Consider the following 11,991-nt stretch of genomic DNA (forward strand, 5'->3'; position numbering starts at 1 on the left):
GGCGACGGCTGGTGTAGGAGCGCGCCTGCGCGCGATCCCCGACTACCCGTACCCGACTACCCGTACCCGACTAACCAAAAATCCTGCGAATATCCTCATCCCCCAGCAACCGCCACTCCCCCGCCGCCAACCCATCCAGCGTCAGCCCGCCCACGGACACCCGCGCCAGCGTCTCCACGTGGTTGCCGACGGCAGCGAACATCCGGCGCACCTGGTGGTAGCGCCCCTCGGTCAGCGACAGCCGCACGTGGCGTGGCCCGAGCACTTCGAGCCCGGCGGGCTCCAGCGGTTCCTTCTCGTTGTCGAGCATCAGCGTGCCGGCGGCGAACAGGGCGCCTTCGTCGCCACGCAGGTCTTCGGCCAGGGTCGCCTCGTACACCTTCGCCAGCGCCGACTTCGGCGAGATGATCCGGTGCAGCAGTCCGCCGTCGTCGGTAAACAGCAGGATGCCCGAGGTATCGCGATCCAGCCGGCCGACCGTGGACAGCACCGGATTGCGCACGCCGAAACGTGGCGGCAGCAGGTCGTAGACCAGTCGGCCGACGTCCTTGCGCGAGCAGGTGTAACCCTCGGGCTTGTTGAGCATCAGGATCATGCCTTGCGGCGGATCCAGCGGTTCGCCTTCGAAGCGGACGTCGGCGTGTTCGACCTTGTCGTCGGCATACAGCACGTCGCCCGAGGCGTCGGTGACCGCGCCTTCGCGGAACAGTTGGGCGACCTGTTTGCGGCTGCCGTAGCCGAGGTTGGCGAGGAGTCGTACGAGTTTCATCAGCGGGGTTCCCTGGCTTCGATCACCTTGAAGCCATCGCGTTCGAGCACGGTCCGCACGCTGCCGAAGCAGGCGTCGAGCGTGGACTCATAGGCGAGGTGGCGGTTGGCGACCATCCAGAAGCGGCCGCCCGGCGCCAGCGCGCGGGCAGCGGTAACGATGAAGGCGCGGCCGAGTTCAGGCTGGTCGGCGCGGCCCTGGTGGAAAGGCGGGTTGGAGACGATGGCGTCGTAACGGCCGTCGATGCCGAGGGTGACGTCGTGCCATTCGACGCGTGCGGCGACGTCGCGACCCGAGCGGGCAATGGCCGCGGCGATGTTTTCCCGCGCCGGCCCGATCGCCCTGCCTTCGGCCTCGAACAGGTCGACGGCATTGACCTTTGCATTGCGCGCGACGACTTCGCAGGCGAGATAGCCAAACCCCGCACCGAGGTCGGCGACGCGCCCGGCGAGGTCATCCGGCAGCACGCTGGCCATCAGCGCGGAGGCGACGTCGACCCGATCCCAGGCGAACAGGCCGCGGCGGCTGCTGAAGCGGCCGCCGGCGATGGGTTCGGCGGCGTCGAGCGCAAGCCAGGCATCGAGCAAGGCGGCATCCGGCGTCGAGCCGGGGAGCGTCCAGAACACGCGGCATTTGTGCTTGGAAAGCTGCGCGACGCCACCGGCCAGCAGGGCCAGGTCGGCTTCGGCGGTTTTCGCACCTTCGGCGTTGGGAACGCTCGCGACGACGACGCCGGTGGATCCGGCGAGCGTGACGGCCTGGGCGAACAGGGCGCGGGTTTCTTCGCGTTGTCGGGTGGGGAGGACGAGGACGTAGGGGAAGGTTTGGGTGGGGGTGGAGGTTTGGGTGGGGGTGGAGGTTTGGGCTGGAGGGACGGTTTCGGTGGGAGCTGTCGCGCGCGGGCGCGCTCCTACAGGGGCGAGGGGAGGATCGGGGATGACGGTGTAGCGGTGGCGGGCCAGGGCGTTGGCTGCCGGGGCAAAGCTTTGCTGTAGCACCCAGCCGGGACGGATGTGTTCGCGCAAGGCCACGCCTTCGCGTGCGCGCAGCAGCAGCACGCCACCCTGCGCGGGCAAGGTGAGCTCGCCCGTGTCGAACGGGACGAACAGGGCTTCGAGGGCGGCGTCGGAAGCGGTACCGGCGGACACGTCGGGCATCTCGGGAAAGGCTTGGACCTGCCATTCTATCTTTTGTACGTAGCGTGCAGGTTTGTCCAATATCGGCTTCCAGGCAGCGGCCAGACTCGGGACCTCCCCAATCCCCCTTGAGGCCCCGCCCATGCCCTACGTACGCGTCAAAGACGGCACCGAGATCTTCTACAAGGATTTGGGCAACGGCCAGCCGGTCGTGTTTTCCCATGGATGGCCGCTCAGTGCGGACGCCTGGGACACGCCGATGATGTTCATGTCGAACCACGGGTTTCGCACCATCGCGCACGACCGGCGCAGCCATGGCCGCTCGACCCAGACCTTCGACGGCAACGACATGGATACCTACGCCGACGACCTGCATGCGCTGGTCGAGGCGCTGGACCTCAAGGACATCATCCTCGTCGGCCACTCCACCGGCGGTGGCGAGGTCGCGCACTACATGGGCCGGCATGGCACCGGCCGCGTGGCCCGCGCGGTGCTGGTCGGCGCCGTGCCGCCGCAGATGATCAGGACCGAAGCCAATCCGAACGGCCTGCCCAAAGCGGTGTTCGACGGCATCCGCGACAACGTCTGGAACGACCGCTCACAGTTCTACTGGGACCTCACCCTGCCCTTCTACGGCTACAACCGCGACGGCGCCAGTGTGTCCGAGGGCGTACGCAGGCAATTCTGGCTACAGGGCATGCTCGGCGGACTGAAAGGCCAGTACGACTGCATCCGCGAGTTCTCCGAAGTCGATTACGGCCCGGACCTCGACAGGATCGACGTACCGGTGCTGCTGATCCACGGCAGCGACGACCAGATCGTGCCGATCGACGCGGCGGCACGCAGCGCGGTACGCCGCTTGAAGAACAGCACGCTGAAGGAATATCCCGGTGCACCGCATGGACTGGTGACAACGCACCAGGACCAGTTCAACGCCGATCTGCTGACATTCGCCAACGGCTGACGCAGCCCCCCCCGTCTGCTGGCATTCGCCAACGGCTGGCGCCGCCATATCCCCTGTAGGAGCGCGCCTGCGCGCGACATCTTTTCACGATGCACGGAAGGTATCCCCAAAAAAAAATGCCTGGCATAGATCCGAAAAACGTCCGCGCACAGGTTCAAAAAAAACATTCGCGCGCAGGCGCGCTCCTACAGAAGCTAACTCGAGCAGCTCAGCATCGAACATCCGACCCGATCACGTGCCCACTCCGGCCGGCGCCCGGCCAGGTGATCGCGACCGACCTGCTCGTCGTAAGGATGTCGCAGCGTCTCCAGCAGCTCCTGCACCCCGCCGTTATCGCCCTGCTCCGCGCGATCGATCGCCTGCTGCGCGAGGTAGTTGCGCAGCACGTAGCGTGGGTTGCTCGCATGCATCAGGGCCAGCCATTCCGCCGCGGTCGCCTCGTCGTTGCGCACGCGCACGGCGTAGCGAACGAGCCACGCGTCCAGCGCCTCGCCGACCTCGACGCGTTTCGCCTCTTCATAGAACGCCGCGCCCACCACGCCGGCGTGCGGTGCGTCGACGTCGAGCAGGGCCAGGTCACGATGGAAGATCGTCATGTCCATCCCACCCGCGGCAAGGATGCCGCGGAGGTCGCCGACCAGCGCGTCATCACCGTCGCGCGCATGCATCAGGCCGAGCTTCGCCGCCGCGTACGCCGCATCCGTGGCTTCGAACACGCTGACGTAGTGATCGAGCCCGGCCTGCAGCGCCACCGTGCCATCGAACAGCGGGGCGAGCGCCTGCGCCAGCCGTTGCAGGTTCCAGTAGGCGACCCGTGGCTGGTGGCCGAAACGGTAGCGGCGATGCGCGCGATCGGTGGTGTTCGGCGTCCAGTCCGGATCGAAATCATCGACCCAGCCGTACGGGCCGTAGTCGATCGTGAGCCCGAGGATCGACAGGTTGTCGGTGTTCATCACCCCATGCACGAAGCCCACGCGCATCCACTCGGCCATCAGACGCGCCGTTCGCGCGCAGACCTCGTGGAAGAACGCCGGATACCGCTCAGCTTCGGCCAGCGCGGCCACGGCGGGAAAGTGCGTGGCGATGGTGAAGTCGACCAGCTGCCGAAGTAGCGCGACATCGCCACGCGACGAGGGCAATTCATAGCTACCGAAGCGCAGGAAACTGGGCGCGACCCGGCAGACGATCGCACCCGGCTCGGGTGCCGGGTGGCCGTCGTACATCACGTCGCGGACCACGGCGTCGCCGGTGGCCACCACCGACAGGGCGCGCGTGGTGGGCACGCCCAGGTGATGCATGGCTTCGCTGCACAGGAACTCACGAATGGACGAACGCAACACGGCACGCCCGTCGGCGCCGCGCGAGTAAGGGGTGCGCCCGGCGCCCTTCAGCTGGATCTCCTGGCGCCCATCGTGCGCCGTAAGCACCTCGCCCAGCCCGATCGCCCGGCCATCGCCGAGCTGCCCGGCCCAGTGGCCGAACTGGTGGCCGCCATAGGCCATGGCGTACCCGGTCATCCCCGGCAGCGATGCGTTACCCGCGAAGATTTCGGCGAAATCCGGACGTGCCGGGTCGACCCCAAGCATCGCGGCGACCTCGGTCGACACGGCGACCGTGCGCGGCGCGGCGACGGGTGTCGGGTCAACCCACGAGAACGCCGCGCCGGCAACCTGGCGAGGCGCGACGTGGGTATCCGGGTCGGCCGGCAACTCACGGACGAAGGCATTGTCGAAGCGGGGATCGGTCATGGTGGGATAGCCCGGGGCGTTGCGTTGTATATCCGGGCGAACGCATCGCCGAACAACCCCGGAAGCCTTTAAAGTCGGGCACACTAGCGCCCCCGAACCCTCTCCATGGCCCCGATGCGATTGCTGCCCGCCACCACCGCCCTGCTCGTCGCGCTTCTCGCCGCGCCTGCCATGGCTGCGGTGCCGCCGCGTAGCGACCGCACGCTGGTGGAGCTGATCGACGGCACCATGGCCACGTTGCCCAACGCCGTGGACCAGCTTGCGGCGAAGATCCCCGGCGGCCTGCACGCCACCCCGGACGCGCCGCCACAGATCGTGCGCAGCGTGCCGTTCGTGACGAAGGACGGCTACCGCGTCTCGGCGCTCGAGGTGCGCGGTTTCAGCGAGGGCGGCGACGTGCCGATGGCGCGCTTCACGTCGATCCAGCTGGAGCAGCGCCCGTGTTTTACCCGTGCCGACGTGGCCGGGCACTTCCACATGCCGAGTTCGGAGACCGCGCTGCCCAGCGCACCGTCCATGCTGCCCAACCGCTACACGGTGATGCAGATGGGCTGGGGCCGGCTGTCGTTCGGTACGTCGAAGGAAAGCGGTGACTGCGTGATCGCGATCGTCGGCGACGCGACCGGTGGCCTGGCCGGCACCCAATTGCCCCTGCCCCTGCCGCAGCCCACCTCGATGCCGGGCATGCCCGACCTGCGCCGGACCTGGCCGATGCCCGCGGACGCCTACCCCGCGGAGTGAAGCGCCACGGTCGGGAAGATGCCGCAGACGCGCTCGATCCGGTCTTCCGGCACCGCGGCGGAGAACAAATAACCCTGTAGCTCATCGCAGCCCGCTTCGCGCAGGAACTGCCGCTGCGCTTCGGTTTCCACGCCTTCGGCCACCACCGACAACCCCAGCGCCGCCCCCAGGTTGGAGACCGCACGCACGATCGCCGCGGAATCCTCGGCCAGCGGCGCCATCTGCACGAACGAGCGATCGATCTTGACCTTGTCGACGTCGAGATCCTTCAGCAGGGTGAGGCTGGAATAGCCGGTGCCGAAGTCGTCGAGCGAGATCCGCACCCCCGCCTTGCGCAGCCGCTTGAGCAGGCGCACGGCCGCGCCGTCGGCATTGACGATCGCCGTCTCGGTGATCTCCAGTTCCAGCCGCCGCGGCGGCAAGCCGGTTTCGGCGAGGATCGCGAGCACTGTGTCGGCGAAGCGGTCGTCGCGCAGCTGCACCGCGCTGACGTTCACCGCGATGAACAGGTCATCCACGCCCTGCATCCGGGCACAGGCCGTACGCAGCACCCAGTCGCCCAGCCGGCCGATCAGACCCGTTTCCTCGGCCACCGCGACGAACTGCACGGGCGAGACCACGCCGAGCTTCGGATGTCGCCAGCGGGCCAGCGCTTCCATGCCGATGACCTTGCCATCGCGCGCCTGCACCAGCGGCTGGTAATGACAGCTGAGGCCCTCGCCGGAATCGAGCGCTTCGGCCAGCGCCATCTCGACCTCGCGGCGATGCGCAAGCGAGGCATCCAGCGCGTCGGTGTAGAGGACATAGCGGTTGCGCCGCTTCTTCGCTTCGTAGAGGGCGCTGTCGGCCTTGCGGGCCATCTCGCCGGACGCGACCGCATCCTTGCCCAGCGGCACCACGCCGATGGAGGTGCCGACGAAGGCACGCGCGGTCATGGCATCGAAGGGCGTCGCCGCCAGCGAGAGGATCTGCTCGGCCAGGCCATGGACGTCGAGGTCGCCACTGTCTTCGACCAGCACCGCGAACTCGTCGCCACCGATCCGGGCGACGACGTCGTTCGGTCCGATCGCCTGGCGCAGGCGCTGGCCGAACTGCACCAGCAGCTCGTCGCCGACCAGGTGGCCGAAGGTGTCGTTGACCTTTTTGAAGCCGTCCAGGTCCAGATAAAACAGGGCTGCGCGCGACGTGCCCTCGGCGGCGCGCGCCACAGCGGTATCCAGCCGGCTGAATAGGGCCGTGCGATTGGACAGGCCGGTCAGCGCATCGTGGCAAGCCAGCCAGCGGACGTGGGCCTCGGTCTCGCGCAGCTCGCTGATGTCGGTGACCGAAGCCAGCACATGCGGCTGGCCCTCCAGCTCGATGCAGGTCTTGCGGGTCAGCAGGGTGCGCGCCCGACCGACGAGGTCGTAAACCGATTCCTCGGTTTCGACCACCTCGTGTCCACGCAGGGCCGCGTCGTCGCCGTGGGCGAAGCGTTCGGCCTGCTCGGCCGGGAACAGCTCGGCGTCGGTCTTGCCGATCACGTCGTCCGGCTGGATGCCGAAGTACTCGCAGCCGATCCGGTTGACGAACACCCAGCGGTGTTCCGCATCGCGCACGAACATCGCCGTGGGCATCAGCTCCAGCACTTTCGACCAGCCAGCAAGGTCCTGGATCACGCGCACTCCCTACGACGGATGTGACGTCCAATCTGCGACCCGCGTCGTGACGCGGGTGTGTGTATGGACGTTTATCCTCGGGACGGCATGAGGGAGATGCACAAAGTCGGCAAGGGCGTTACTTGAGCGGCACGGTCACCGTGGGTTCGCCTACCCGTACCTTGGCCGAGCCCGGCGGGTTGTTGAGCACCGGACGCAGTGATTCGAATTTTTGCTGGTATTCGTCGGTGACCTGCTTGGCTTCTTCGCCGTTCGTGATGACCTTCGGCGTGATCAGCACGAGCAGCTCGGTGCGGTCCTTGCCACGGGTTGTCTGGCCAAACAGACGGCCGAAGATCGGAATGCGGTTGAGCCCCGGGATGCCCGTGTCGGTGACGTTGTCGGTCTGGCGGATCAGGCCGCCGAGCAGCACGGTCTGCCCACTCTGCACGGCCACCTGGGTTGCCACGTTGCGCTGGGCGATCGGGAAGTTTCCGCTAGTGTCTTTTGCACCCGGCGTGCTCACCGTCTGGTCGATATTCATGTAGACCAGGCCACCCGGATTGACGCGCGGCCGCACGTTGAGGATCACGCCGGTATCGAGGTACTGGACCTGACCGTAGGTGTTGTCGGTATTGGCGTTGGTGTTGATGTAGGTCTGCGTGACGGGCACCTGGTCGCCGACCTGGATGTGCGCCTTCTGGTTGTTCAACACCACCAGCGACGGCGCCGACAAGGTCTTGGTATTCCCGTTGGTTTCCATCGCACGGATGGCGACCGCGAGGTTGTTGTTCACGAACGAGTAGAAGAAGGTGTCGGTGGTGGGGTTGTAGGTATTGCCGCCGTAACCGAGTGCCCACTGCTGCTTGTTGCCCGGCTGGCCCACCGAACCGTTGGTGCCGCCGACCAGGCCTTCCAGGTACCACTGCACGCCGAACTGGAAGTCACCGGTGAGGCGAACTTCGAGGATGCGGGTCTCGATCTGCACCTGCAGGGGCACGGCGTCGAGGCGCTTGATCGCCGACTGAATCTCCGCCCACTGCGACGGACGTGCACGGACCATCAACTGGTTATTGGTGTCCACCGAGGTGATGCGCACGCCGTCGTCGGTGGTGACGCCACCGCTGTGCTGGCGGCGCGACGACGAATCGTCGCCGAGGGAATTGCCGCCGCCCGACATGCCATTGCTGCCGAAACTGGAGCCACTGCCGCCAAGCGAGCCCGTGCTGCCATTCGACAGCGAACTGCCACTGTTGAAGTAGCCACTGTTGGTGGTCGAACCGCTGTTACCAAACCCGCCGGTCGTACTGCCCAGCCCTGAACCGCCGCGGTTGCCGAGGTCGCTATCGCCGCCACCGAGGGTGCCGGAGCTGAGGCCGGGGCCGACGCGACCACCGCGGTCGCTGGAGCTGCCGCCACCAGAGCCGCCGCCGTAGATGTCGGAAAGGTAGTCGGCAAGGTCGGACGCCTGGACGTTGACCACGTCGTAGACGTACAGCTGCGGCTCGTTGCCGCCGCCGTGGTCGATGCGGTCGATCCAGCCCTTCACTTCCTCCAGGTACTGCGCCTGTGGGCTGATCACCACCAGCGAATTGGTCCGTTCGATCGGGATGAAACGCAGCATGCCGGCCATGGGCGTGTTGCCCTTGTCGCCGAAGATGCCGTCGAGCTTGGTGGTGAGGTCCTTGACGTCGGCACGCTGCAGGCTGAATACGCCGACGGACATGCCGCGCAGCCAGTCGACGTCGAAAGTCTTTACCGTGCGTGCGTAGTTGTCGAGCTCGCTGCTGGTGCCGGCCATGACCAGCACGTTGCGCGTCGGGTCGGCTAGCAGGGTCGCGTCAGCGCGGGCGAACGGCTTGATCAGCTTCTGCATCTCGGTGGCCGAGATGAAATGCAGCGGGAACAGGCGAGCCTGCAGGCCGCCCGGGGGGGCGACGGCGCCGATGCTGGGCACCACGTTGCCGGCGACGGCGTCCTTGGCCGGCATCACCACGTAACGGCCATTGCTGCGGACCAGGGCATTGCCCGTCCAGGACAGCAGGGTCTCGAGGATCGGCAGGGCCTGCTCGGCCGTGACCGGCTGGGAGGTGGAGAACGACACGTTGCCCTGGACGCCCGGGACGATCGAGTAGTTCTCATGCAGCAGGTCGCCCAGGATGGCTTTCACCACGGACTCGACCGGCTGGTTCTCGAAATTGAAGGTGACGCTGCCCTGGCCTTCGGCCACCGGCTTGGGCTTGGCGAGGCCGACGGCCTTGACGAACTCGCCCGTCCCCGTGGTGATCTGGGCGGGGCCCACGGCCGTGTTCTGCGGCCCGCTCGGGCCCACGATGGCGGGGCGCGGGGCTGGCTTCTCGGTACCCGCCAGGGCTTCGCGCTGCAGCACGCCGTCGTCGTCGGGCTTGGGCAGCGTCGAGCATCCGGCAAGCGCTACCGCCAGCGCCGTGGCGCCGATCAGGGAACTTCTAAGCATGGAACAACGTACTCCCTCGTTGGACTTTTCGGCTTCTGACGCCCAGGAGGCCGGCCGATTCGCCCAACTCTATAGGGAGGTTCCCATCAAACGCTAGCGTGCGGCTGTCACAATGCGACAGCCGCCCACTATTCCCTTCGTAAGAAATCGCCTCTGTTCAGCTTCCCCCGTCCACCCAGCCGGCATGGAAGCTGCCCTTCTCGTCTACGCGCTCGAAGGTGTGCGCCCCGAAGAAGTCGCGCTGGGCCTGGATGAGATTGGCGGGCAGGACGTCGGCGCGGTAGCTGTCGTAATACGCGATGGCGGCCGAGAAGCCCGGCACCGGGACGCCCACCCGCACGGCCTCGCCGACCACCTCGCGGAGCGCGGCCTGGTAGTCCTGGGCGATGTCACGGAAATACGGGTCGAGCAGGAGGTTCTTCAGGCCACCGTCGTGCTCGTAGGCATCCATGATCTTCTGCAGGAAGCGCGCGCGGATGATGCAGCCGGCACGGAAGATCTTCGCGATGGCGTCGTAGTCGAGGTCCCACTTGTTCTCGTCCGACGCGGCGCGCAGCTGGGCGAAACCCTGCGCGTAGGAAATGATCTTGCTCATGTAGAGCGCGCGGCGCACCGACTCGATGAAGGCCTTGCGGTCGCCGCTGAACTTCGCCTCCTTCGGCCCCTTCAACACCTTGCTCGCCGCGACGCGCTCGTCCTTCATCGACGACAGCACGCGGGCGAACACCGACTCGGTGATCAGCGTCAGCGGTACGCCCAGGTCCAGCGCACTCTGGCTGGTCCACTTGCCGGTGCCCTTCTGCGCGGCGCGGTCGAGGATCACATCGACCAGCATCTTGTCGCTTTTGTCATCCTTGCGGCGGAAGATCTTCGCGGTGATCTCGATCAGGAAGCTATCCAGCTCGCCCTGGTTCCATTCGTCGTAGACATCCGCCAGTTCGTCGTTGGACAGGCCAACCACGTGCTTGAGCACGGCGTAGCTTTCCGCGATCAGCTGCATGTCGCCGTATTCGATGCCGTTGTGCACCATCTTCACGTAATGGCCGGCGCCATCCGGGCCGATGTACGTGACGCAGGGTTCGCCATCCGGTGCCTTCGCGGCAATCTCGGTCAGGATCGGCGCCACCAGGTCATAGGCGTCGCGCGGGCCGCCCGGCATGATCGACGGCCCCTTCAGGGCGCCCTCTTCACCACCGGAGACGCCGGTGCCGATGAAATGCAGCCCGGCCTTCGCCAGCTCTTCGCCACGGCGAACCGTGTCCTTGTAGTAGGTGTTACCGCCATCGATGAGGATGTCGCCCTTGTCGAGCAAGGGACGCAGCTCGTCGATCACCGCATCGGTGCCCTTGCCGGCCTGCACCATCAGCAGGATCCGCCGCGGTTTCTCCAGCGAATCGACGAACTCCTGCAAACTATACGTCGGCACGAGCTTCTTGCCCTTGCTCTCGTCCATCACTTCGTCGGTCTTCGCCTTGGTGCGGTTGTAGATCGAAACCGCATGACCGCGGCTCTCGATATTCCAGGCCAGGTTACGGCCCATCACGGCCATGCCAATCACGCCGATTTTCTGCTGGGACACGGGTGCGCTCCGGTGGGGGGAATGAGGGGGATGGTAGGGCGAGGCCGGTTTGGGGGGCTTGGGGAAAAGCGTTGAGAGTCCTTCCTGCCTTTCCGCATTGCAGCAACTTCACCCTCCATCAACCGCCTTGCTACTCCGACCGCCACCCTGCCCTTTCGTACAGCGACGTTACGTGATGGCGGTCGGCTATGATGTTTGGCGAACCGGCGGCCGGTCCGCCTTGATAGAAGTGGGTACGCATGAAAGACAAGCGCGTGGCCTCCGCCCGGGAGGCGCTGGCAGGGCTCGTGGCGGACGGGCAGATCGTCGCCGTGGGTGGCTTCGGCCTCTGTGGCATTCCGGAGCTGCTGATCGAAGCGCTGCGGGATTCGGGCGTGAAGAATCTCACCGCCGTTTCCAACAATGCCGGCATCGACGGCGTGGGCCTGGGCCTGCTGCTGGCCACCCGGCAGATCCGCAAGATGGTCTCGTCCTACGTGGGTGAGAACAAGGAGTTCGAACGGCAGTACCTGGCCGGTGAACTCGAGGTGGAATTCACCCCGCAGGGCACGCTGGCGGAGAAGCTGCGCGCGGGTGGCGCGGGCATCCCGGCGTTCTACACGCGCACCGGCTATGGCACGCAGGTGGCCGAAGGCAAGGAAACGCGTGAGTTCGACGGGCAGATGTACGTGATGGAGCGCTCCATCGTCGCCGACGTGGCGCTGGTCAAGGCGTGGAAGGCCGACCCGTCGGGCAACCTGGTGTTCCGCAAGACGGCACGCAACTTCAACCCGATGGCCGCGACGGCCGGCAAGGTCTGCGTGGCCGAAGTGGAGATCATGGTCGAGGTCGGCGAGCTCGATCCGGACCAGGTCCATACGCCGGGCATCTACGTCGACCGCATCGTGCACAATCCCGCGCCGTCCAAGCGCATCGAACAGCGCACCGTGCGCGCCTGAGGA

9 protein-coding genes are annotated in these 11,991 nt (G+C 66.5%); 3 read left to right on the top strand and 6 right to left on the bottom strand.

Translation table 11 applies throughout. From position 1 onward, the window contains the following. Positions 1 to 70: 70 nt before the first annotated feature. Both KPL74_08225 and KPL74_08230 read right to left on the bottom strand, forming a co-directional pair. Positions 71 to 769 (bottom strand): pseudouridine synthase, encoded by a 699-nt coding sequence (locus tag KPL74_08225; GenBank protein QWT21979.1) that lies wholly within the window; start codon positions 767 to 769, stop codon positions 71 to 73. Continuing rightward, on the bottom strand, positions 769 to 1,917 hold the full coding sequence (locus KPL74_08230; protein ID QWT21980.1) for a methyltransferase: 1,149 nt from the start codon (positions 1,915 to 1,917) through the stop codon (positions 769 to 771). Before KPL74_08230 ends, KPL74_08225 begins: the two co-directional genes overlap by 1 nt. Positions 1,918 to 2,047: 130 nt before the next feature. Here KPL74_08230 and KPL74_08235 point away from each other — a divergent pair, with 130 nt between their 5' ends. Next, positions 2,048 to 2,869: an alpha/beta hydrolase gene (locus KPL74_08235; GenBank protein QWT21981.1), complete on the top strand. Its 822-nt coding sequence runs from the start codon at positions 2,048 to 2,050 to the stop codon at positions 2,867 to 2,869. Between the two features lie 194 nt (positions 2,870 to 3,063). On the opposite strand, the gene KPL74_08240 is transcribed toward KPL74_08235, so the two are convergent. Then, positions 3,064 to 4,617 (bottom strand): YdiU family protein, encoded by a 1,554-nt coding sequence (locus KPL74_08240; protein ID QWT21982.1) that lies wholly within the window; start codon positions 4,615 to 4,617, stop codon positions 3,064 to 3,066. A gap of 105 nt (positions 4,618 to 4,722) precedes the next feature. On the opposite strand from KPL74_08240, the gene KPL74_08245 reads away from it, so the two are divergent. Then, positions 4,723 to 5,358: a hypothetical protein gene (locus KPL74_08245; protein QWT21983.1), complete on the top strand. Its 636-nt coding sequence runs from the start codon at positions 4,723 to 4,725 to the stop codon at positions 5,356 to 5,358. Here KPL74_08245 and KPL74_08250 read toward each other — a convergent pair. The 3 genes from KPL74_08250 to gndA all read right to left on the bottom strand — a co-directional run bounded on the left by KPL74_08250 (position 5,343) and on the right by gndA (position 11,050). Continuing rightward, a complete protein-coding gene (locus KPL74_08250; GenBank protein ID QWT21984.1) occupies positions 5,343 to 7,016 on the bottom strand; it encodes an EAL domain-containing protein in 1,674 nt (557 codons plus the stop codon). The two genes, KPL74_08245 and KPL74_08250, sit on opposite strands and share 16 nt — an antisense overlap. A gap of 118 nt (positions 7,017 to 7,134) precedes the next feature. Further along, positions 7,135 to 9,471: a type II secretion system secretin GspD gene (gene gspD / locus KPL74_08255; protein QWT21985.1), complete on the bottom strand. Its 2,337-nt coding sequence runs from the start codon at positions 9,469 to 9,471 to the stop codon at positions 7,135 to 7,137. Between the two features lie 157 nt (positions 9,472 to 9,628). Continuing rightward, on the bottom strand, positions 9,629 to 11,050 hold the full coding sequence (gene gndA / locus KPL74_08260) for an NADP-dependent phosphogluconate dehydrogenase (GenBank protein ID QWT21986.1): 1,422 nt from the start codon (positions 11,048 to 11,050) through the stop codon (positions 9,629 to 9,631). Positions 11,051 to 11,289: 239 nt separating this feature from the next. Here gndA and KPL74_08265 point away from each other — a divergent pair, with 239 nt between their 5' ends. Beyond that, positions 11,290 to 11,988, top strand: coding sequence for a CoA transferase subunit A (locus KPL74_08265; GenBank protein ID QWT21987.1), 699 nt, complete (start codon positions 11,290 to 11,292; stop codon positions 11,986 to 11,988). The last annotated feature ends 3 nt before the right edge of the window (positions 11,989 to 11,991 follow it).

The organism is Bacillus sp. NP157, assembly GCA_018889975.1.
In the GTDB taxonomy this organism is placed as follows: domain Bacteria; phylum Pseudomonadota; class Gammaproteobacteria; order Xanthomonadales; family Rhodanobacteraceae; genus Luteibacter.